19 protein-coding genes are annotated in these 22,456 nt (G+C 37.2%); 8 read left to right on the top strand and 11 right to left on the bottom strand.

Going from position 1 to position 22,456, the window contains the following annotated elements; genetic code table 11:
- Positions 1-13 precede the first annotated feature (13 nt).
- On the top strand, positions 14-787 hold the full coding sequence (locus BMW39_RS01025; protein ID WP_034976511.1) for a succinate dehydrogenase/fumarate reductase iron-sulfur subunit: 774 nt from the start codon (positions 14-16) through the stop codon (positions 785-787).
- 357 nt (positions 788-1,144) lie between these two features.
- On the opposite strand, the gene BMW39_RS01020 is transcribed toward BMW39_RS01025, so the two are convergent.
- The 6 genes from BMW39_RS01020 to BMW39_RS00995 form a co-directional block, all read right to left on the bottom strand.
- A complete protein-coding gene (locus BMW39_RS01020; RefSeq protein ID WP_034969986.1) occupies positions 1,145-1,381 on the bottom strand; it encodes a hypothetical protein in 237 nt (78 codons plus the stop codon).
- 15 nt (positions 1,382-1,396) lie between these two features.
- Positions 1,397-2,665 (bottom strand): DUF2851 family protein, encoded by a 1,269-nt coding sequence (locus BMW39_RS01015; protein WP_034976509.1) that lies wholly within the window; start codon positions 2,663-2,665, stop codon positions 1,397-1,399.
- Positions 2,666-2,757: 92 nt separating this feature from the next.
- Positions 2,758-3,240, bottom strand: coding sequence for a hypothetical protein (locus BMW39_RS01010; RefSeq protein WP_034976507.1), 483 nt, complete (start codon positions 3,238-3,240; stop codon positions 2,758-2,760).
- A gap of 11 nt (positions 3,241-3,251) precedes the next feature.
- Positions 3,252-4,409: an N-acetyl-alpha-D-glucosaminyl L-malate synthase BshA gene (gene bshA / locus BMW39_RS01005; RefSeq protein WP_034976505.1), complete on the bottom strand. Its 1,158-nt coding sequence runs from the start codon at positions 4,407-4,409 to the stop codon at positions 3,252-3,254.
- Positions 4,410-4,480: 71 nt separating this feature from the next.
- Entirely contained in the window at positions 4,481-5,017 is a 537-nt protein-coding gene (locus BMW39_RS01000; RefSeq protein ID WP_034976503.1) for a hypothetical protein, read from the bottom strand.
- Between the two features lie 12 nt (positions 5,018-5,029).
- Positions 5,030-6,781, bottom strand: coding sequence for a glycoside hydrolase family 3 protein (locus BMW39_RS00995; protein WP_083391862.1), 1,752 nt, complete (start codon positions 6,779-6,781; stop codon positions 5,030-5,032).
- Positions 6,782-6,897: 116 nt separating this feature from the next.
- Between BMW39_RS00995 and BMW39_RS00990 the strand changes: the two genes are divergently transcribed.
- Positions 6,898-7,410 (top strand): hypothetical protein, encoded by a 513-nt coding sequence (locus BMW39_RS00990; RefSeq protein ID WP_051879964.1) that lies wholly within the window; start codon positions 6,898-6,900, stop codon positions 7,408-7,410.
- Positions 7,411-7,553: 143 nt separating this feature from the next.
- Positions 7,554-8,189, top strand: a complete 636-nt coding sequence (locus BMW39_RS00985; protein WP_034976501.1) for a peroxiredoxin — start codon at positions 7,554-7,556, stop codon at positions 8,187-8,189.
- A 72-nt stretch (positions 8,190-8,261) separates the two neighbouring features.
- On the opposite strand, the gene BMW39_RS00980 is transcribed toward BMW39_RS00985, so the two are convergent.
- From BMW39_RS00980 to BMW39_RS00965, 4 genes are read right to left on the bottom strand one after another with little or no spacing between them, the layout of a single operon-like run.
- Positions 8,262-9,059 (bottom strand): hypothetical protein, encoded by a 798-nt coding sequence (locus tag BMW39_RS00980; RefSeq protein WP_034976499.1) that lies wholly within the window; start codon positions 9,057-9,059, stop codon positions 8,262-8,264.
- A 40-nt stretch (positions 9,060-9,099) separates the two neighbouring features.
- Complete coding sequence (locus BMW39_RS00975) at positions 9,100-12,063, bottom strand: T9SS type A sorting domain-containing protein (RefSeq protein WP_034976497.1); 2,964 nt, start codon at positions 12,061-12,063, stop codon at positions 9,100-9,102.
- A gap of 17 nt (positions 12,064-12,080) precedes the next feature.
- Positions 12,081-13,163 carry a putative type IX sorting system protein PorV2 gene (locus BMW39_RS00970; protein ID WP_051879963.1) on the bottom strand — a complete coding sequence of 361 codons (1,083 nt, stop codon included), beginning with the start codon at positions 13,161-13,163 and terminating at the stop codon, positions 12,081-12,083.
- A 10-nt stretch (positions 13,164-13,173) separates the two neighbouring features.
- A complete protein-coding gene (locus BMW39_RS00965) occupies positions 13,174-14,073 on the bottom strand; it encodes a DMT family transporter (protein ID WP_034976495.1) in 900 nt (299 codons plus the stop codon).
- Between the two features lie 293 nt (positions 14,074-14,366).
- On the opposite strand from BMW39_RS00965, the gene BMW39_RS00960 reads away from it, so the two are divergent.
- The 5 genes from BMW39_RS00960 (at position 14,367) to BMW39_RS00940 (ending at position 19,397) form a co-directional block, all read left to right on the top strand.
- A complete protein-coding gene (locus BMW39_RS00960; protein ID WP_034977773.1) occupies positions 14,367-15,995 on the top strand; it encodes an acyl-CoA carboxylase subunit beta in 1,629 nt (542 codons plus the stop codon).
- Positions 15,996-16,032: 37 nt separating this feature from the next.
- Positions 16,033-16,731, top strand: a complete 699-nt coding sequence (locus BMW39_RS00955; protein ID WP_034976493.1) for a hypothetical protein — start codon at positions 16,033-16,035, stop codon at positions 16,729-16,731.
- A 146-nt stretch (positions 16,732-16,877) separates the two neighbouring features.
- Positions 16,878-17,153: a DUF2089 family protein gene (locus BMW39_RS00950; protein ID WP_034976491.1), complete on the top strand. Its 276-nt coding sequence runs from the start codon at positions 16,878-16,880 to the stop codon at positions 17,151-17,153.
- A complete protein-coding gene (locus tag BMW39_RS00945; protein ID WP_034976489.1) occupies positions 17,150-17,722 on the top strand; it encodes a YIP1 family protein in 573 nt (190 codons plus the stop codon). Before BMW39_RS00950 ends, BMW39_RS00945 begins: the two co-directional genes overlap by 4 nt.
- 13 nt (positions 17,723-17,735) lie before the next feature.
- A complete protein-coding gene (locus BMW39_RS00940) occupies positions 17,736-19,397 on the top strand; it encodes a serine hydrolase domain-containing protein (protein ID WP_051879962.1) in 1,662 nt (553 codons plus the stop codon).
- Between the two features lie 68 nt (positions 19,398-19,465).
- On the opposite strand, the gene BMW39_RS00935 is transcribed toward BMW39_RS00940, so the two are convergent.
- Positions 19,466-22,366, bottom strand: a complete 2,901-nt coding sequence (locus tag BMW39_RS00935) for a reprolysin-like metallopeptidase (protein WP_034976487.1) — start codon at positions 22,364-22,366, stop codon at positions 19,466-19,468.
- Positions 22,367-22,456 lie beyond the last annotated feature (90 nt).

The following is a 22,456-nucleotide window of genomic DNA, read 5'->3' as shown; positions in this document are numbered from 1 at the left end:
AAATATATACAAAATGAGTGCAAAAAAAGGCTTAAATCTTACGCTGAAAATTTGGAGACAAAAAAATAATAAAACGAAAGGTCAGTTCGAAAGCTATAAATTAGCTGACGTTTCCACGGATTCTTCATTCCTGGAAATGTTGGATATCCTAAACGAGCAGTTGATCAACAACGGACAAGATCCAGTAGCATTTGACCACGATTGTCGCGAGGGAATCTGTGGGATGTGTTCACTTTACATCAACGGTAGAGCGCACGGACCTGATACAGGAATCACGACTTGCCAGTTGCATATGCGTCATTTCAAAGATGGCGAAACCATCCACATCGAACCTTGGAGAAGTGCTGCTTTTCCAGTGATCAAGGATTTGGTGGTTGACAGAAGTGCTTTTGACAGAGTAATGGCGGCCGGCGGATTCGTTTCTGTGAATACTTCCGGAAACACGTTGGATGCCAACGCAATCCTGGTTCCGAAAGAAGACGCTGACAAAGCGATGGATGCTGCAGCGTGTATCGGTTGTGGCGCTTGTGTGGCTTCTTGTAAAAACGGTTCTGCAATGTTGTTCGTTGGTGCAAAAGTATCTCAGTTCGCATTGTTGCCGCAAGGTCGTGTAGAAGCTAAGAGAAGAGTTCTGAATATGGTAAAAGCAATGGACGAAGAAGGCTTCGGAAACTGTTCCAACACTGGCGCTTGTGAAGTAGAATGTCCGAAAGGAATCTCTCTAGAGAACATCGCAAGAATGAACAGAGAATATGCATCTGCAAACCTTAAAACTGCAAATCCATAATCTAGATTTTAGAAGTTAGATATTAGAATTTAGACTAATATATCAAAATACAAATCCGGTTGAGTTTTTCAATCGGATTTTTTGTTTGGAAATGATTTGGGCAGCTATTCCGTCTTCCGTTCCCAATCTTTTTGCCACCGCCTTTCCAGCCACAAAAAAGGATTTCCACTCAAGCCGGGCTGCGGATTTCAGTACAAAACATCATTTGTCACAAATAAAGCGTTTGTCATTCCGTAGGAAACCTAAGGAAGTGGTTCGACGAAGTCAATCTAGATTGTTGAGATTCCTGCGGAATGACAATATGATGTTTAAGCTGAAATCTGCAAAATTTGCTAAATCTGCGAGAAATAAAATTATTTACAAATCAAAAACACTCGGTCTCTTCGTCACAATACAATCCTTAATCCAGAGCATAAAAGCCAATCCAAGATAAAACAAAAAGAAAATCCCAGCCGTCGCAAACGTAGAATAAATAAAGAAAACACGCAGTTTCGAAACAGGAATTCCGAGTTTGGTTCCGTATCTTGTGAGTACGCCAAACCATTCTCGTTCCATTTTGTGGCGCATTCCGTTGATTACAATTGGCTCTTTCATTTTGGATGTATTACTTTAATCGTGGCTCTTCAACAACTGAAAACCGATACTGCAATTTAAGCATTTTTTCTGACTGCAAAATGTTTTGTATTGGTAAAGAAAAGCCTGTGTCTGCAAAGCATTTTCAAATTTCACACCCAAGTTTTTCCATTCATCCAGAACAGAATTCTTCTCCGACTTCAGCTGTTTGTAGAAGTCAAAAATATCATCTACAATTTCCGGATTGTGATTCTTTTGATAAAAATATTTGATGGGTAGAATCGCATTAATGATAATCAAATCGATGAAATCTTTGCTCAACAATTTCTGACTTTCAACCGGTGAAATTTTCCCAAAATTAAAATGATGGTCCCAATATTCCGAAGCTGAAATATTGTCGAAAATCAAATACAAATCATCAATCATTTTCGCTTCAATAATCTTAGAAAAAAGATTGGGCTGAGAATGATAAAGATTCGTCAATTGGGAAAGCCGAATCGTAGGGAAATTTGGTGGACGGAGTTTTGAGAATTTTGGATTGATTCTAACTTCTGACAAATTGAATTTCACTTTCAGAAAATCAAATTCCCGTTTCCAGACTTTCATCATTTCATCTTTTGGCTCATCCAGAAAATTACAAATCCCGAATAGCAAAGCTTCCAACTGAACTTTATTCTGTTTGATTTTTTGAATGACAGAAAAGTCCAGACTTTCCGCCAATTGAAGAAAAATCTCCGCGTTGACTTTCAATCCAAACGTATAAGCCAATTGTTGAAACAGAACCGCTTCATAATTATTTTGATTTTTCTTTAATGATAATTCCAAAGCTTCCGATTTGAAATCTAATTTTTTCAGCAAAACTTCTTCTTCAAAAAACAATGGGATTTTATCTTTATCAAACAAATTCTCGCACGGAATAAATGAATGTTCTTCTCTCAAATTCTGATGTTTCTGAATCAAGGTTTCATCAATATAATCCTTGAGTTCCAAGGTCGGAATCTGTTGGTTTTCCAATTCAGGAATTTCGCAATCGTTGATGTAAACGGCGTGAAGAATCAGATTCCCAAACTCGGGATTTCCGGAATGGTTGTGGAAAAACCAATCCGATGCTTTGGTGTGAATCTCGATGTTTCCGGCGAAAATGATGTTGTCAATTTTAATCTTTGCAAACAAAAAATCCGGTCCCGAATTCTTATTCCATTCGCCGAATTCTAAGATTTCAATGTTCTTTCCATCGACGGAAACAAAATCGAAACTCCGGAATTTCTTAAAATTCCAGAGATATTGTAATATTTCTTCATTCATTTGTGTATTGACTTCTGTTAAACAAAAACCCTTTCAAAGTGCGTGACTTCGAAAGGGTTAAGTTATAAAATTCTTAAATCTCACAAAAACTTTTATTGAATTAACTTTCCTTTATTATCAAAAGCAATAGCATTAATCTTATAAACTTTATGTTTTTCAAAATCAAAAATATAAAAATAAGAACCAACTTCAGAACTACTAAAAGAATCTTCTAAAGAAAGTAAATATTCCAAATTTCCATCTAAATAATTTTGAAGAATAAAATCAAATTCTCTAAAATACATTGACGAATTATTCGAAAAAGTATATTTCTTTCTGTTTCTTTCTTCGGTCTTGATATAAATCTTTTCTCCCATTATTTTATTGAAAGTTAAACTTTCAAAGCCATTAATTTCTTTATTTAAGATATTATTATTAAAAGAATAAATATAAATTAAATCTTTATTTTTATTTGATATTGAAGTCTTCGTTTCAAAGTCTTTAGGCTTTAGTCTGTGAAGATTATAATAATTTTTGTATTTGTTGGAGCAAGAAATTACACTAAAAATCAAGATTAAAAAACCAATTCTTTTCATTAAAATTCTATTTAATTCCCAGCGCCAATCAACTTCGCTTCTTCAAACTTCGCAATCGTCGTTTCATACATTTCGATGTAGATTGGAAGGATGTTTTTGAGGTCAAATTTCAGTGCTTGTGCTTTCGCATTCTTTTTCATTTCTGCAAGAAGCTCTTCGTTGCTCAAAAGTTTGATGCAGTAATTGGACATCGCTTCCACATTTCCGATTTCAGCCAGGAAACCAGTTTCGCCTTGGATATTAACTTCGGGAATTCCACCCGCATTACTGCTGATTACCGGCGTTTTTGCTGCCATCGCTTCCAAAGCCGCCAATCCGAAACTTTCCTGCTCGGAAGGCAAAAGAAAGACGTCTGAAAGTTGTAAAATCCTATAAAGGTCGTTGACTTTTCCAAGTAATTTTATTTTACCAATCAATTCTGGATTTTCTTCCAAAAACTGGTTGATTTTCTCCATTTCAGGACCTTCTCCGATGATGACGAGTTTTGATTGTACCTTTCTATTGACATTTCTGAAAATCTCCAAAACATCCTGAATTCTCTTTACTGGACGGAGATTGGAAACGTGAATTAGGATTTTTTCGTCGTCGCTGGCAAACTGTTCTCTTTGGCAAGTTTTGCAATCATCGAAAACAGAATTATCAATAAAATTGGTAATTACCTGAATCTCTTTGTGAATATTGAAAAACTGGAGCGTATCTTTTTTCAAACTTTCGGAAACCGAAGTTATTGTATCACTCTGATTGATAGAGAATTCGACAGCGTGTTTGTAGCTTGGATGTTGGCCAACCAATGTTATATCTGTCCCGTGAAGCGTCGTCACCAAAGGTACATCTTTGTGTTCGGCCTTCAACATTTGCTTTGCCGTGAACGCGGCGTAAGCGTAAGGAATCGCATAATGCGCGTGCAAAATATCCAATTTGTAAAGGTTGACAACGCGGTAAATCATCGATGACAAGGCGATATCGTAAGGTTGATATTGGAACAGCGGATAAGTCTGAACATTCACTTTGTGGAAGAAAATGTTCGGATTGGTAACGTCCAAACGCGCTGGCAATGCTGAACTTATAAAATGTACTTCATAGCCTTTGTCGGCCAGACTCATTCCTAATTCTGTCGCCACAATTCCGCTTCCGCCGTAGGTTGGATAGCAAAGTATTCCTATTTTCATTTTTTTATGTACAATGTATTATGTAAAAAGTATAATGACTTTTTATTTGATTTATATTAATTATCTCAAAATTACTTACTCAAATCAATCTCATCCGACCAAATTATTTTGATGTTCTTTCCTGAATCCACATTTCTTAAATAATCGTCAAAATTATTATATACATCATTGGTTTCTGCTCTTATTACTAGACCCACTTTTGTTTTTGATAGTTCATCATTTATCTTTTTATCAATAATATTATCATCTTTCAAAATATAAAACTCAAAATCTTTAAATTCGTCAGGTTTTAGTAAATGAGTCATCGGATAATTGGAATCACAATTTGTAGGTAATAACGTTAACAGTAATTTGTTTTTGTTATTGGTTGTAAAATCTTGTACAAAAGAACAAGACATTGTCCAAAATTCAATTTCTTTATTTGTATTATTTTTGACCGTTGCCTTTACCTTGTAACCTATTTTTGATGGTTGATAAGCCAGCATATTTTCATTATTAAACTTAGTCAGATTTGAGTTTATTAATTCAACTTCGACTGTCAAATCCTTTTCTTTTTTTGAACAAGAAAGAACAATAATCAAAGTGAAAAAAATTATTACAAATCTCATTTTATTCCAAAATTACTCAATAACTTTCTTCAAATTCTTCGTTTCCGAACTATTTTTTCTATCGGTTTGATTGGCTGGGATTTTAGCGTCAATATCCATTCCCATTCCAAATTTTAAATTGTCATTGACCAAAACGGGAAGTCTTCCCCAGATTTTAGTTTGACCTAAAAGTCCGTTGGCTGTGGCTTTCATCGCATCGTCATTATTTTCGTAAGAAACTAAGACTGTGGAAACTTTAGAAATATCAATATCTTTCAAAGCGTATGGACTTCCGAAAACATCAAGAATGACAGTTTGATTTTTGCTTAAATCTGAAAGAATCTTTTTGCTTGAATCCGAAATTTTATAAGGTTTGTAAGCTGTCGAATTGTCTTTATGAAAACCAACAATTACTTTCGAATTCGCCGGAATTGAATTGATTTCCGAAGCTTTTTTTAGAATAATAGTTGTTCCTGTGTTTAATTGATTGAGGAAAGTTTCGTAAGGCGCTTCTTCCAATGGAACATAATAATAAGTCTCTTTGCAATCGAGAGGCAACAACTTTTTGTCATCTTTAATTAATGTCAAAGCGTTGGAGTACATTTTCTGAACAACTTCGGAATGTGAAGCGTTGTTCAAATCTTCATTGATATTTTCCGGATTGACGTTGGAATATTTATCTAGACCTAAAAAATATTTGGTCAAGAGAATTTTCTTCACGCTCTCTTCTACCCTACGTTGAGAAATTTCTTTATTATCAATCGCTTTTTGAATCAATCTTTTTCCGGTCGCAACATCCTGCGAAAACAACATAATATCATTCCCGGCTTTGAATGCCAACGCATCCAATTCTCCCGCTTTGAACTTGTTTGCAACCGCGCCCATATTGAGCGCATCGGTGATAATCAAGCCTTTGTACCCGTATTTTTCTTTTAATAATCCAGTGATGATTTTTTTGGAAATCGAAGCTGGAATTCCTTTTTCGCTTTCAAGACTTGGAACGTAGAGATGCGCAACCATTACGCCACCAATTCCTTTGTCCATCAATGCTTTGAAAGGTGCAAGTTCAGTTTTTTCCAACCGTTCCATATTGTGGGAAACGACTGGCAAATCCAAGTGGGAATCTTTGTCCGTGTCGCCGTGACCAGGAAAATGCTTGATTGCTCCCAGCACTTTGTTGTCCTGCAAACCGTTGGAATATGCCAAAGCGGAACTCACCACATTATTGACATCAGAACCGAAACTTCTGTTGCCGATGATTGGATTGTTTGGATTCGTATTCACATCCACAACGGGCGCAAAATCCCAATTGATGCCCATTCTCTTGCAATCTTCAGCAATTTTGGATGCCATATCGTGAATCAGATTTTTATCCTGAATCGCTCCCAACGTAATTGCCCAAGGATATTTGTGTGCTTTTGCAATCCTCTGGAAAACGCCCCATTCTGCATCCATCCCAATCATCAAAGGCACTTTTGACTTGGACTGAAATTCGTTGACCAAATTAATTTCTCTCGTTGCATCGTCTTGCATCAGAATCAATCCACCGATTTTATCATTCAAAACGATATTTCGGATTTGATTGATGTGTGCTTCGTCCTTGTTCGTGTAAAGTGCAACGATGAAAAGCTGACCGAGTTTTTCCTCCTGTGAAAGCGCATTGTAGGTTTTATCAACCCAATCGTTGGCTTTTTTGAGGTCGGAACTGGAAAGATTTTTTGGTTGGTATTGAGGGAAATAAAACTGCGAAATAAAAGTTATTATTATAAGACTTAACCTTTTCATTTTTTTGATATCTAAAATTTTAGAAACTTTCCATAAAGATATTAATTCCGCTGAAAATGGCTATTTTTATGGTCTGTTATTTGTAATAAAATTTATAACGTAAATACTTTAAACTTATGAAAAAGTTCCTTCCCCTTTTATTGATACTGATTTCCAGTATATTTATCTTTAGCTGTAAAGATGACGACGACGATTATGTAAATGTTGATGTGGAATATCCTGCAGTATATGACCTTAATGTAAATTTCAAATTCAATGCAACTGACGGTTGGTTCTACGATCAAGCATTCAACAATCCTTTATTGGACCAAGATTATGTTGTGATCTACAGACAAGCTGGTACCGAAAACGGTGCTGTAGTTTGGCAGCCAATCCCAAGAACACTTTACTTGGAGCAAGGAGAATTGGACTATGATTTCGATTTTACAAAAAATGATTTCTTGATTTACGCAGGTGGAACTTATGACATCAGCACGACACCACAATATTTGAACAATCAAAGATTCAGAGTGGTATTGGTACCTGCTGTTTTTGGAAAAAATGCCAACGTTGAGGATATCCGAAAAATGTCTTACGAGGAAGTTATTGCAAAATATAACATCGATGACAGTAAAGTTGGAACATTTTAATCCAGCTTTTGCCTAAAATATTAAAACCATTTAGAATTTTCTGAATGGTTTTTTTATTGTTAAAAATAAATAATACTAATCTAGTATGAATTGAAATTTTATTTATTAAATTTGTTATCCATTAATCAAAAAAATATTAAAATATGTCTATAAAACTTGGTGACACCGCTCCGGATTTCGATGCAGAAAGCAGTCTTGGAAAACTTAACTTTTACGATTACCTAGGTGATTCTTGGGGAATCTTATTTTCACATCCTGCAGATTACACACCGGTTTGCACCACGGAACTTGGTAAAACATCAGAACTGAAACCCGAATTTGATAAAAGAAATACAAAAGTGATTGCCTTGAGCGTCGATGGAATCGAGAATCACAAAGGTTGGATCCTTGACATCAACGAAACTCAAAATACGGAAGTTGAATTTCCCATCATTGCGGATCAGGACAAAAAAGTTTCTGAGTTGTATGATTTCATCCATCCCAACGCCAACGCCTCATTGACTGTGAGGTCCCTACTCATCATCGACCCAAATAAAAAAGTACGGTTGATCATCACTTATCCTGCTTCTACAGGCCGAAATTTCACTGAAATATTGAGGGTTTTAGATTCTCTACAATTGGTGGATGGCTACGGTGTTGCAACACCAGTAGATTGGAAAGACGGCGACGATGTCATCATTCCACCGGCAGTTTCTCAGGAAGATGCGGAGAAAAAATTTGTGAAAGGTGTGAAGGTCATCAAACCATATTTGCGCTACACACCTCAGCCAAATAAATAAATCTTTAAAAATAAAAAAGGTCAGAATTGCTTCTGACCTTTTTCTATTTTGTTAATTAAAATCTTACCCAAATTAATTAGCGGTAAAAATTTCGTTGGAAAATTCGCCGTTGCTTTTTGGCATTTCGATGATGATATTTCCATTTTCATAGTAAGCGATTGTGGATTCTCCTGAGCCTAATTTCACTCTGTAAACATCTTTCTTAGCAGTAGATTTGAACGTGGCAAAAGGCACAGAACTGTTTCCATCTACCAAAATGAATTGATCTTCTGCAATCTGGATCTTTTGTAAGGATAGATTACCTTTTGTATATCTTTGAGCAGTGGCGGTCTGAGAAGTGGTTTCTTTTGGTTTTGTTTCCGGTATAGTTTTGATGGCTTCCTGCGGTTTTACTGTTTCCTGTGGTTTGATGGTCTCTTGAGGTTTTACATCAGCAAGATTTTCAATTTTTGAAGATGGATTAGAAACAGGAATTTTACCTAAAGCCAACTTCAAAGCATCTTTGTACCCAGGTTCAAATTCTTTTATTGAACTGCTAGCTTTTTCCGCCAAAATCACTTGATTGTTACAATCTTTGAACTGCAGGATGATCTTGTTTCTGAACATACTTTTATCATTCAAAATATCAGCAGTCAAAACTTTGCAAGAATTTCCAAGGGCGTCTGCTGGCCAGGTGGATTTGTTCTCCGAAAGAATCGTATATTTTTTTCCTTTTAGAGAATTTTCAAGAATCGTATCCAAACCATATGATTTGTTCTCTTTGAAATCACTCAGTTCTGCCGGAACCAAAATATATCTGTAATCAGAAACGGCCTGTGCTTTTATCAATGTTATTAAAATAATCGATAATAAAGTGGCTACTTTTTTCATAATTGTAAGTTTAATGGTCAAATCCTAAATATGTTTCGACTTAATTTTTAATTAATTTTTGTGCGTATGATTGACCTGTTTTTGTTTTCACTTGAATCACATAAATGCCTTTGTTCAACATTGAAATGTTAATACCTTGATCTTCGCCTGTATATTTTCCTTCAGAAACCACTTTTCCAGAATAGTCATAGATTGCAAACGACTCTGCTTTGATTGCAGAAGCATCTTTTATCTTCACAAGATCTGAAGCTGGATTTGGATATAATAGAAGTTTTAGTTTTTGAACGGAATTTGTATCTGCATCGATCACATTAAGATAAACCGGCAATTCTGTGGTCACTGAATAAAGTTCTACACCTTTTTTTCTAGTATTCGCAGTAAACAGAAGTTTGTTATCAGACAAAAACAGATCTCCTATAAATTCATTTTTATCAGAATTGAAAGGTTCTTCGTCGATCACATCAATTGACAATGCGACATTTTCTGTTGTATTACCATTGGTTCTCCAGATTTTGCTGTCATTAGTTTTAGTAAAGTAAACATAATTATTGATGCATTTGAGATCTTTGATATAATCATCCATTCCTGACTGGTTCTGAACTTTATAAACTTGATTAGTATTGGTGTTCCCATCCGTTCTCCAAAGTTCATAGATCTTGTCATAAGTACCATCGTAATAACTGCTCTCTCTACTTCCAAAACCAATAAATAAATTATCTCCACACACCGTCATCCTATTATAGCCTCTATAAAAATCCGAAATTCCATTAGCAGAATATACCGTCTTCGTGTTTTCTGCGGTTCCATCTGTTTTGAAAACTCCACTTTTAGTAGTGTAGTAAAATTCTTCCTTAAACTGAGTTCCGATATCATTAATTGATTCAGGATTGAAATACTGCGAGGATTGACTTTTTAATAATGTTGTGTTTGACTGGGTTCCATCTGAGATGTACAATTCAGATTGATATTCTATCCCTTGATAATAGACACTTTTTGAAATCAAAATTTTGCCATCATAACTCCCTAATATTTTGGGATTACCGTCGAAATTGTTATCAATAAAACTAATTACACTTTGGGTATTTTCTGGTGTTCCATCGGTTTTCCAAATCGTTCTCAAATTATTTTCTCTGGCAATAAAATATAGAAAACCATTGACAATCACCGTCTTTGAATCTACATTATAAAGACCTCCGCCTTCATTTGTAGAGATATCTTTCAACAATTCTATTTCTGCCGAACCTTTTTTGATCCTGTAAAGTTCAGTCCCTTTAAGCGGCTCGTTTGCAGAAAACACGAGGTATTCATCATTTAGATTCTCAAAAATGTCTCCTATTGAGTTAAAAGTGTTGTTAGGATATTTGACAAAGTTTGTATTTTCAGCTGTTCCATCAGTTTTTGCAAAGAGTGAATAATTTCCGTTTGGCGTATTGACACCTAAAGTTCCCTTTTGATAAATATCGTTCCCCAATTTTATCAAACCTTTGTTGGAAAGCGTGGCTCTTTCTCCGCTTAAAGGATTACTCAATATTTTTATAAGCGTTTTCTCGCCTGTATCGGGGTTAATTTTATAGAATTGATTTCCAAAAACACCATCATCTGCAGCAACGATCAACCCGTTGGTATTTTTGATGAATCCCTGAGGATTTGCACTCTGACTGGAATTGACATCTGTAACCAAAGAAACTTCTCTGCTTTGCTTATTGATTTTAAAAATTTCTGCTCCATTTGCTTGGCCAACAGCTGTCATATAAACAAAATTATCTATATCAATAAAGTTATTGGCAGCCTCTGTATAAATTGTGGGTATCAGATTCGGGATTTTGGACAGTCCATTTTCGTCATCATAGATCCAAAAATTGTTTCCTGCATTAGCCGTTGTAATAAGAAGTTCAGTACTGTCAGTAGAAGCCTTGTAAAGTTTCGGACTCGTTAAAGTTGCATCCGTAATTACTATTTGTTTGGTTCCTGCGAAAGTTCCGTCTGTTTCCCAAATTTGAAAATCTCCAGAATTATTAATAATATCGAAAGCAATTTTATTTTTATACCTTACAACCTTAGAATTGATCCCGATACTTCCCCACACACCCGGCACAACATCTTTTATCAACTTAGTACCATCGACTGTTCCATCGCTTATCCAAGGTTCCATGCCATTCGCCGAGTCTCTACCGCCAAAGACAAAATTATCACCAAGAGCAAAACCTTGTATAAAACTGCCATTGACTTTATTAGTGAATTTTTTGGTACCATTTACAGTCCCATCAGATTCCCAAAGTGCAGACTCTGTATCGTAAGCGTAGAAATAAAATTTATTATTAAAGACTACGATATCGAAATCATTTCCGATACTGCTTCCGGTAGCTGATATTTTTTTCAAAAGGAAAGTTCCGGCTGTTGTTCCATCAGAGATCCAAGCATGTTTTCCATTGATGCCGTCATCAATAGCAGTAACAATTTTGTTTCCAAAAATCCTCAAATCAACAGATCCACTGGTATATGTTCCGAAGGTTTTTAACAATTTAGTGCCTGTGCTTGTTCCGTCGCTTACCCATAATTGATAATTCGCCAAGATAAAAATCTTATCTCCTGCCATCACTACTTTATCAATATAGGATAATTCTGCAGGGAATGTAAAAACCATTTCTGTTCCTGCTTCTGTTCCGTTGGTCGAGAATAATCTGTAGTTTGAAAAGCTCGTTCTTCCGACAAAATACAGCTTGTCATTCAAAACATTGAAGAAAGGATCAGAATCTATCCCACTATTACTGTTAGGGAAAATATCCTTTATCAATTTAGATTTCCCACTACCCAGATCATAGCCCCAGAGTTCTCTACCAGTATCTGCATTTTCGGCAGTGAAAATCAATTGACCTTTATATTTTACAGTGAAGTAAGGCATGCTTGAACCCTGAAAATTGATCTCATTGAGCTTTGCCGTAATGCTTTGAGCAGGATGAAGGATTATCACCACAAAAGAGACAAATAGTAAAAATTTTTTCATAAAGTAAAAGTGATTAATTAGTTTCTAAAACCCTGCATATCCAATTTCAAAGAAAAGAAATTGGAGTAGAAATTGGAACCGCCGATTCCAGAATTGGTGATCGCATAGTCCAACGTTAGACCTTTATATTTGATCCCAATTCCTGCGCTTGGCTGGAAAGAAACTTTACGTTTTAGATCCTCGATATCGGAAATCGTTTGAAATCTGTTGAAACCCAATCTTACGAAGATCATATCCTGAAAGATCAATTCGCCACCTGCATAAGGTGTGATACTTGCAAAATCAGTAGAAACCAAAGCCGCTGTTTTTGCAAAATCTATATTGACACCAGCTTCTGGTAGCAACTTCAAATCTCTGTTGAACTCGAATGTTTTACTGATCCCGACATTCAATTTTGGCATTGTGATCTCCATCTTGTCCGTTGGCGCCGGGTTGAACTCTTCGCCATTCACCACTGCGGATAATTCTTTTTGATTGATGGTCCAGAAGTTAACTGTCGTAGTCGCATCTCTCAGCATGAAACCGTAATTCCAATCTGTATCTGAGTGATAGATCGCGCCCACATCAAAACCGAAACCATAGCCGCTTGCAAATTTCCCGACATTTCTGTAAACGATCTTTGCTGTTGCACCAACATCTAATTTCTGATTCCCGTTCGGGTGAAAAGCGTAGGAAAATAAAGCCGCATAATCTGAGGTCGAGAAGGAACTGATCTTATCATAATCAATATTCCCTTCTGAGTCAATTAATTGTGTTGTATTAAGAATGTTATCAACACCTAATCTTACCAATGAAATTGCGAAAACACCATTCCCATAATCCAAGGGTTTGGCGTAAGATAAATAGTCATATTTGGCAATAGATTCGAAGTATTCTGCGTGCATGGCGGCAACTTGCCAGTCCCTGTCGATCTTCATCAAACCTGCGGGATTCCACATCGGTGAATAGACATCATCCTGATTGGAAACCACTGCACCACCCATTCCAAGGCCTCTAGCGCCTGCTCCGATATTCAGGAACTCATTGGAATATTTTCTGATGATCTGTGCATCAGAGAATTGGGTTGAAATGATCAGTAAAAAAAATAAAATTCTTCTCATTAATTCGTGTTTACAGAGTTTCGGTTTCTGTAATGGTAACCTCCTTTTTTCTTCTTGATTTGATGATCCCGTTGACCACAATCGATGCGATCATGACGAACGATGCAATATAAAAAACAGGACTCATATGCTCAGATGCTCCAAAGATAAAAAAAGCTAGGATAATCCCATAAACAGGTTCCAAATTCACAGTCAGGATCAATGTAAAAGGCGAAATGAATTTCATCAATTTCACACTTTCGAACATCGGGTAAGCGGTGAAAACAGAAGCCAGCAATAGTACTAACGCAATATCGGTATAACTTATTTCGCTGACATAAGAAATTTGTCCTGTAAAAAGAAAAAACAAGCTGATAATTAACCATCCACCAGCAATCTCATAAAAAATAATATTTCCAGAACTGGTTTTCCCAAAGATCTTTCCATTGAAAACTGAAAATATTGTCCCACAAAACGCACAAAGAATTCCGTAGATGATTCCTTCCTTATATTTAAGTTCCGCATTGAAGATCATAGAAATACAGACCACAATGATAAGTCCGATGACAACTTCTACCCAATCGGGTTTTCTGCGGTACACCAAAGGTTCTATCAAGGATGCAAATAGGGTTGATAATGATAGACATGACAACGCGATAGAAACATTTGAAACTTTAATGGATTGAAAAAAGAAAAGCCAGTGAAAAGCCATGACGCTGCCAATCGCTACCAATTGAAGTAGAAGGTTTTTAGAAACTTTGATGCTTTCTTTTTTGATCAGTCTGATGTATAAATAAAGAAAGATCGCAGCGAATAGCATTCTGTAAAAGACCAGAACCTGAGCTTCCGCCAAGATCAATTTTCCAAGAATTGCTGTGAAACCCCATAAAAACACGATAAAATGTAACCTCAGCAAATAAGAATTCTTCATTGGAATGATTGATTTTCAGTCTGCAAAATTAGGATAAATATTGCAGATTTTATGTTTAAAACTGAGATTTGCTACGAAATTGAGCATAAAAAATCCGCATAATTGGATTATACGGATCCTTTAATAAAGAACTTATTAAAATAACATAAACTAACTAAAAATTTATTGTATTTGGATTAATAACGGAAAAAAGGCAATTATATTTTAAATCAAATTCTAAAGTGCAACAATTAGCATTTCTGCTTTGTGATTATTTAAAATATTTTATCTTTAGAGCCAAAGAAAAATCAAAAATGGATTTAGAATTCAACAAAAGAGAAGATATCAACAAACTGAAATATTCTGACATCAAGAAAACCTTGGCAAAGATCAAATTGGGTGGCGGCGAAAAATCGCTCCAGAAACAACGTGATCAAGGAAAAATGACTGTCCGAGAAAGATTGGAGTATCTCTTCGATAAAAATTCTGAATCGATAGAAATTGGTGCTTTCGCAGGCTACGAGATGTACGAAGAGCAAGGCGGATGTCCTGCTGGTGGCGTAGTTGTGATGATAGGTTATGTTTCCGGAAGGCAATGCATCGTAGTCGCCAATGACGCAACGGTGAAAGCGGGCGCTTGGTTTCCGATCACCGGAAAGAAAAATCTGAGAGCTCAGGAAATCGCGATGGAAAACCGTTTGCCAATCATTTATCTCGTAGATTCCGCTGGTGTTTTCTTACCATTGCAGGACGAGATCTTCCCAGACAAAGAAATGTTTGGAAGAATTTTCCGAAACAATGCGAAGATGAGTTCCTCTGGAATTGTTCAGATCTCTGCGATCATGGGAAGTTGTGTGGCTGGTGGCGCCTATCTCCCGATCATGAGCGACGAAGCAATGATCGTGGACAAAACGGGAAGTATTTTCCTAGCGGGAAGTTATCTTGTGAAAGCAGCCATCGGAGAATCAATTGATAATGAAGCCTTAGGCGGCGCAACCATGCACAGCTCAATTTCTGGCGTCGTAGATTACAAAGCCAAAGACGACAAAGATGCCTTGGACAGGATCAAGAACATCATGAAATCCCTTGGAGGCTTTGACAAAGCTGGATTTGACCGAATAGAAAGTGCGCCTCCAAAAGAGAATCCAGATAATATCTTTGGAATCATGCCAGCCATTAGATCTGAACAGTACGACACTTTAGAGATCATCAAATGTCTGGTCGACAATTCCGAATACGAAGAATACAAGCCAGATTACGGAAAAAGCATCATCTGCTGCACAGCCAGAGTTGATGGCTGGAGCGTGGGAATCGTTGCCAACCAGAGAAAACTGGTAAAAAGCGGCAAAGGCGAAATGCAATTCGGAGGTGTGATCTATTCCGATTCTGCGGACAAAGCGACAAGATTCATTGCCAATTGTAATCAGCGAAAAATCCCGTTGGTTTTCTTACAAGATGTTACAGGCTTTATGGTTGGTTCCAAGTCTGAACAAGGCGGAATCATCAAGGATGGTGCAAAAATGGTGAACGCCGTGGCGAATTCTGTGGTTCCAAAGTTCACGATCATTACCGGAAATTCATACGGTGCAGGAAATTACGCGATGTGTGGAAAAGCCTATGATCCTAGACTGATCGTTGCATGGCCGTGGGCAGAACTAGCGGTGATGGGCGGTTCGCAAGCTGGAAAAGTATTGCTTCAAATTCAGGAATCTGCGCTTAAAAAACAAGGAAAAGAAATTACCGATGAAGACAGAAAAGAATTGCTGGACAGAATATTGAAAGATTACACGAGACAAACACAACCAACTTATGCGGCTGCAAGGCTTTGGACAGATGCCATCATCAACCCAGTCGATACCAGAAAATGGATCAGCATGGGAATCGAGGCCGCGAATCATTCTCCAATCACAGAAAAATTCAATCTGGGTGTGATCCAGGTATAATATTTGAGCTATCTTTGTATGAAACACATAGATAGCAATGAAAAAATACTTAATTGTGGCTGCCGGATCTCTGGCAACCATTTCCTTTGGGCAATGTACTATTGCCGGGAACAGCACCATTAAAATCAACGAAACAGCCACTTTTTCCGTAGATGCGAAAGCACAATGTGAAGAATGCTACTCCTGGAAAATGCCCTCTGACCAAAACTTGACAGTTGATGGCAATACAAAATCGAATACAATAAAAGTCAAGGCATCAAGTCCTGGACAAAGTACAATTTCCGTGTCAATCCTGAACAACAAAGGATTGTTGCAATGTGAAAAGGTCATCGATGTGGTGGATAATAAGCAAGAGTTAGCAGACAAAAATTGTGGCGTTTTCATTAATGACTTCAAAGAGGTGAAGGTTTCGGAATCTGTCATTTCTTTTTTTCCTAATGAGAATTTAGACGACTATCTGTACAAATGGATAGTGACCTACATCAATGGTGATACGCAGGAATCAAAAGAGAAGATCCCTCAGTTCTTTTTCTCTGACATCAATTACATCACATCGGTAAAACTGAAGATCATGACCAAAAGTCCGTTATGTTCTTTAACGCTTTCTAAAAAATTTGAGCAAAATTACTGGAAACCAACTGAAACAAAGTTGGGAATCGTAGAACAAAAGACCTATTCGCAAGGAAGTTACAGTGATTATGTAAAGAAGGAAAATGTCGACAACAGCCAAAAATAAATAGATAAAATTCTCGCAACGAGTTTTAAAACTTCCAATCGTGGGAGTTTTTTTTATGTCTTTAAATCAAATACATTTTAATAAAACTAAAATAATATTTAACTTTATTAAAATAATTATTACATTTGTAAAACAAAATTAAAGAAATGAAACTTCCAATCGTTTGTCCAAGCTGCGATCATAACCTGAATGTTAGCCAAATGAAATGTCCATCATGCGCTACCCAAGTGAATGGTGATTATGAACTTCCCGTCCTTTTGAAACTGAGCCGTGAAGATCAGGAATTTGTTGTCAACTTCTTACTTTCCAGCGGAAGCATCAAGGAAATGGCGAAACAGGCCGAACTCTCCTATCCCACCATGAGAAACAAAATGGATGACCTCATCGAAAAAGTGAAAAAACTTCAAAACCAAAAGCTATGAACTGGAAAACTATATTCAATCCGTTTGGACGATTTGATGAGAAATATTTGCTTGGTTTAGGACTCATTTCTCTGATAGCAATTATATTGATCAATCAATGGACCAGCTCTTATTTTACAAGCATCTACAGGATCGATCGTATGGAAAATTTTGATTTCCAAAAAGCGACGATTTCCACCATTATCAGTTATGTTTCTATGATTGCAGTCTTGTTTGTATTAGGGAAAATATTATACAAGAAAACAAGGATCATCGATATCATCAATACAGTTTTGATTTCTCAAATTCCTTTGATCATCATTTTACCATTTGAAAAAATAGAATACACGAAGGTAGTTACGAAGCGGGTCATCGCCTATCAAGATCATCCTTCTGGTACTTTTCCGATCCTCGATTTCATCTTCATGTTTTTGACCATAGCAATCGCAGTTGGAGCGTTGGTTTACAGCATTGTTCTTTTCTATAACGGCTTCAAAACGGCAACGAACATCAAAAAATGGCAGCACGTGACGCTATTTTGCATCGTCACTTTTCTCACGGTCATACTTTGTCAGATCTTCAATAAATAAATACTAAATCATTATGAAAACCAAACTATTATGGGTGCTGATTTTATTAGCACAGACTTTTTACGCCCAAGATTTAACAGGTTCTTGGAAAGGCGAACTCGACCTTGGTGGAACGCAACTGCCTCTGATCTTTAATATTAAAAAAGAAAATAACAGTTATACTTCTTCCGCAAAAAGTCCAAAACAAAGTGACAAGATCATTACGGTTGATAAAACAGAGTTCACCAATAATGAACTTGTTTTTGAAATGAATGAATTGGGTGCTTCCTACAAAGGACAATACAAAACAGATCATTTCGAAGGCACTTTTACCCAGAATGGTCGCTCATTCCCAATGAATCTTTTCAAAAATAATGGTACCGAAAAATCAAACCCGAAAGATGAGAAACTAAAAGACATCGGAAACCGTGAGATCAATACGGCGAAGTTGGATGATTATTTCAATTATCTCACTCAGAACAAACAAGGTATTGGGAGTATTTCCATCTTCAGAAAAGGAAAAGAAGTTTACAAAAGAGACTTTGGGCAAGATCAATTGCCAAATGTAAAATGGGATTCTGACACGCGTTATCAGATCGGTTCTGTCAGTAAGTTATTCACTGCGATCATGCTGATGCAGCAAGTGGAAAAAGGAAAACTGAATCTCATAGACAAGCTTTCCAAATATTTTCCAGACGCTCCAAATGCGGATAATATCACGATAGAAACAATGCTGAATCACACGAGCGGATTAGGCGATTATGCCGGCGAACATTACCAATGGCTGTTCAAAAGATCGGTTGGTGACAAAGCTATTCGTGATACGATCAACGCTCAAGGTGTGGAATTTCAACCTGGTGAGAAAACCAGATATTCCAATTCTGGCTATTATTTATTGAGCAGGATTTTGGAGAAAGTGGCAAAGAAACCTTACAATGTTTTGTTGAAAGAAAATATCACAAGCAAAGCAGGAATGAAAAATACTTTTTCCGTGCTTGATGATCCGAAAAATGTCTTTGGAGGATATGAAAATGAAAACGGAACCTGGAAAGAAGTGGAGGATTTCGACTTTCATAATTGCGTTGGTGTGGGCGATATTGTATCTACTCCAAATGATCTGAATATCTTTATCAATGCCTTATTCAATGGGAAATTTGTGAAGAAAGAAACTCTGGATAAGATGATGCCGAAGCCTGGCGCTAAGTTGGCCTTTGGATTGGGAATGATGGCTATACCTTTCTACAATCAGGTTTCATTTGGTCACGGTGGCGACACGGCTGGCTCACACGCTGTCACGTCTTACAGTAAGAAAGAAGACTACTCGATATCGATGATCATTAATGGCGAAAATTATCCGCACAACACACTATCCATCGGCGTTCTGAATATCATTTATGACCAAGATGTTGAATTTCCAAAATTTGAAAATGACAAAGAAACGGCGGCTTACAATGGAGAACTTAAAAAATACATCGGAAATTACACTTCACCAGATATTCCTTTGGATCTGATGATCTTTGTGAACGACGACAAACTATTTGCACAGGGAAAAGGCCAAGCAGAGTTTCCTTTGGAGATGGTGGAGAAAGATCAATTCACATTCGAAAAGGCTGGAATCAAGATCAATTTCTTCCCGGAAAAGAATGAGATGCAGCTTTTGCAGAATGGCAAAACATACAATTTCACAAAGAAGTAACAAATAAAAAAACGAGGCTTTTCCAATTGGATCAGCCTCGTTTCGATTAAAAAACACAATTATAAAAATTATTTCCTGATGACTTTGAAGGTTTGTATCTCACTTCCAATATTTGTCTTAATAAGATAGATTCCAGTAGATAGCGTACTCATATCGATCGTATTGGAACTGTTATTTGTTTTGAGCAATTGTCCAGCAACATTATAAATTGAAATCGAATTGACTTTGTCGCTACTTGTAATTGTCAAAATATCTTTCACGGGATTCGGATAATATTTGAATGAAACGTTATTGACATCCGAAACAGCCAAGGTTCCAACATTCAAACTGTAATCTTCCACCTGACCATAATAGGAATTACCACACGGTGTTGTATTCGGATTTGAGATCGCGCCGTAAAGCCTCACTCTCATTTTTGTCCTTCCAGCTTTGATTGTTGATGGAATCGTAATGACACCTTTCCAAGGCGAAGTATTGAAATTGGTGGTCAAAACCTTCTCGCCAGCATCATCAAAATCGCCATCCTGATTGAGGTCGATCCAGACGATCACTTGGTCATAATCCCCAGAACCCGTGGTGGAAGATGCTGTGAAATTGTAGATCTGACCTGGCGTTACATTTCCGATGACATTAGAAAAATCTTCATAACCTGCATTGGAAGTGGAATTATTGTTAATATCAGCAAACATCACATTGGCAATTTTCTCAGACATGAGATAAGTGGAACCTGCTGCACAATAATTGTAAGCACCCGTGAAAAAGGTAATGTTTGAATAATTTCCAACTGTACCGCTACAAACCGCCGCAACATTTACATCGTACGAAGTATTGATTGCTAATTGCGACAACGCATATTGATTTGTAGTGATGTTATTGACAACGGTCCAATTACTTTCTGTCGATTTTTTGTATCTCAATGTATAAGTCGCATTGGCGATCATATCCCAATCTATATTCGCTGTAGTCTGTGTGATATTATTTGCTAATAAACTTGTTGGCGCAGTTCCATCACAAGCCAAAACATTTGAAACAGCGACTTTGCCTAAAGCATAAAACACATTATCAACAGCCGAAATTCTAACCACAATATTCTGATTGGCAGAAACCGCTGAGAAATCCAACGTTTCAGATCCATCATTAGGAGTTGTAGCTGCTAAAACATTCCAGGTCAAACCTTGGTCTGAAGAATAATCGATTTTGACATTCGAGACATTGTAAGGTGCAAGATTCGTGTTCACAACATCCCAATTGATGGGACTTGCGACATTATTATAAACTTTTGCAGTTGTCATTTTAAAAGGACCATTATTGCCAACTGTTATCGTCTGAGAACCAATGGAAGTCTGCTGCTGCGTGATATCAGGATTGTTATCTCTGACCAAAACTTTGAAGTTCATAGTTCTTGCAACATTGGAAACCGCTTCCCAGTCTGTGGCGCTGGATAAGTTTCCATTAATCACATTACTCAATCTTGGGAAATACCTGCTTGGTGACTGAGAAGCTACACGAGATCTGAATTTCGGACCTGTTGTGTTATCTCCTGTGACCGTTGTAATTGCTGAAGTAGCCAGATCGTATTGCTCCCAATTGTAGGTCAAAGGATCATTCTCAGCATCTGTGGCATTGGCCGTTAAAACAAAGGCAGTTCCTTTTGGGATGGTCTTGTTTGGCAAAGCTGCTACGACAGGTGGATTGTTATTTATATTTGAAATTGTTCCACAACTTTGAGAATTGATATAGGTCTGAACCTGCTCTATACTTCTCGTATGATAATATGCATCGCGGTAACTTTGAACATCCACATTGGTAATTCCAGCATAACTCATGATCGTAGAACCAGAGCCCGGTTCCATATGCGCCGTTTGATTGGGTGACTGCTGAATATCAAAAGAATAAGTGTGATCGGCACCAAACTGATGTCCCATCTCGTGCGCTACCAGATCGATGTCAAAAAAGTCACCTTGCGGACCACTACCTGCTCTTGGCGCACTGTACGCTGCTCCTTTTGAGGTTGTATCATTGCTGTTGGACGGATTTCGGCACACATTTCCTACGTCTCCGGCATTGCCAGAACCGCCAGCTCTTGTGAATAGATGACCAACATCGTAAGCGTCATTCCCGACAAGGGAAGTCAAAGTCTGTTGCACTTCACGATTCCAAGCGCCGCCGACGCCTGTATTGGCTGTAGAATATGGATCTGTAGATGGATTTGTGAAGATCAATTGTGGAAAATCCTGCAGATCCAAGTGGATCGCGAAATCCTTTTCAAAGACCGCGTTGACACGTGTAATGGTTGCATTGATCGCAGAAAAAGCTTGGGGTACGCCACCAAAATACTGCGTGTACTCTCCAGTGACGGAGATTGCCAGTCTGTAGGTTCTGTACTTTTGGTCACTTGATTTGCTGAAGTCGGTTGCTATATTAGAAAAATTTGACCCTTTGGATAATTGGTCAATTTCATTTTGACGTTGAGGAGATTCTGACGTTGAGCAGGAAAAAGCATGGTCTCCACTTTGTTTTTCACTTTTTGGGAAAACGCCGTAGACTGTTTTTTCTTTGTTTAATGGTTCAATGAATTCGTAATGGCCATTTCTAAACATCATCGATTGCAGATCATATGGCGAAACGCTAAATCTAACGTAAGTTGTAGGATCGCCGACTTTCGATCCAACATAAGAACCCAATTGATAACGCTCTGCCAAAGATTTCGCTACGACTGGTAAACTGTAAACTTCAAATTGTTCTATTTGTCCGTTCAAAGTTGGCAACTCAATGATCGTCGGTTGATTGTTTCTTCCCGTTGGCTGTGCTGTTGCAAGTTTTATTCTGATGACATCAAGGTCGAGAGAATAGAAATTGGTCGATTTCGTTTCCTTGGACCTTGTCCCTTTGAAGGTTGTCGGATTCCAATGGGCGGAACTCAATATCAGACCAAATGAAACCGCTAGAATGGTGAAAATTTTCTTCATATTAATTATATAAACTGTAATGATCATCAAGAATAAAAACGAGACCTTTCAATCCGATCAGTCTCGCCTTCAATTAAAAAATTATGATGA

It is taken from the genome of Epilithonimonas lactis (genome assembly GCF_900110605.1).
Classification (GTDB): domain Bacteria; phylum Bacteroidota; class Bacteroidia; order Flavobacteriales; family Weeksellaceae; genus Epilithonimonas; species Epilithonimonas lactis.
The sequence above is the reverse complement of the archived record's forward strand: the minus strand, read 5'-3'. Positions and strand labels throughout refer to the sequence as shown.

Coding starts and splice junctions, on each gene's coding strand:
- BMW39_RS00945 (WP_034976489.1), top strand. CDS start 17,150: ATGAACTGGAAAACTATATTCAATCCGTTTGGACGATTTGATGAGAAA.
- BMW39_RS01025 (WP_034976511.1), top strand. CDS start 14: ATGAGTGCAAAAAAAGGCTTAAATCTTACGCTGAAAATTTGGAGACAA.
- BMW39_RS00985 (WP_034976501.1), top strand. CDS start 7,554: ATGTCTATAAAACTTGGTGACACCGCTCCGGATTTCGATGCAGAAAGC.
- BMW39_RS01010 (WP_034976507.1), bottom strand. CDS start 3,240: ATGAAAAGAATTGGTTTTTTAATCTTGATTTTTAGTGTAATTTCTTGC.
- BMW39_RS00960 (WP_034977773.1), top strand. CDS start 14,367: ATGGATTTAGAATTCAACAAAAGAGAAGATATCAACAAACTGAAATAT.
- BMW39_RS00950 (WP_034976491.1), top strand. CDS start 16,878: ATGAAACTTCCAATCGTTTGTCCAAGCTGCGATCATAACCTGAATGTT.
- BMW39_RS00940 (WP_051879962.1), top strand. CDS start 17,736: ATGAAAACCAAACTATTATGGGTGCTGATTTTATTAGCACAGACTTTT.
- BMW39_RS01015 (WP_034976509.1), bottom strand. CDS start 2,665: ATGAATGAAGAAATATTACAATATCTCTGGAATTTTAAGAAATTCCGG.
- BMW39_RS00935 (WP_034976487.1), bottom strand. CDS start 22,366: ATGAAGAAAATTTTCACCATTCTAGCGGTTTCATTTGGTCTGATATTG.
- BMW39_RS01020 (WP_034969986.1), bottom strand. CDS start 1,381: ATGAAAGAGCCAATTGTAATCAACGGAATGCGCCACAAAATGGAACGA.
- BMW39_RS00970 (WP_051879963.1), bottom strand. CDS start 13,163: ATGAGAAGAATTTTATTTTTTTTACTGATCATTTCAACCCAATTCTCT.
- BMW39_RS00990 (WP_051879964.1), top strand. CDS start 6,898: ATGAAAAAGTTCCTTCCCCTTTTATTGATACTGATTTCCAGTATATTT.
- BMW39_RS00980 (WP_034976499.1), bottom strand. CDS start 9,059: ATGAAAAAAGTAGCCACTTTATTATCGATTATTTTAATAACATTGATA.
- BMW39_RS01000 (WP_034976503.1), bottom strand. CDS start 5,017: ATGAGATTTGTAATAATTTTTTTCACTTTGATTATTGTTCTTTCTTGT.
- BMW39_RS00955 (WP_034976493.1), top strand. CDS start 16,033: ATGAAAAAATACTTAATTGTGGCTGCCGGATCTCTGGCAACCATTTCC.
- BMW39_RS00975 (WP_034976497.1), bottom strand. CDS start 12,063: ATGAAAAAATTTTTACTATTTGTCTCTTTTGTGGTGATAATCCTTCAT.
- BMW39_RS00995 (WP_083391862.1), bottom strand. CDS start 6,781: ATGAAAAGGTTAAGTCTTATAATAATAACTTTTATTTCGCAGTTTTAT.
- BMW39_RS00965 (WP_034976495.1), bottom strand. CDS start 14,073: ATGAAGAATTCTTATTTGCTGAGGTTACATTTTATCGTGTTTTTATGG.
- bshA (WP_034976505.1), bottom strand. CDS start 4,409: ATGAAAATAGGAATACTTTGCTATCCAACCTACGGCGGAAGCGGAATT.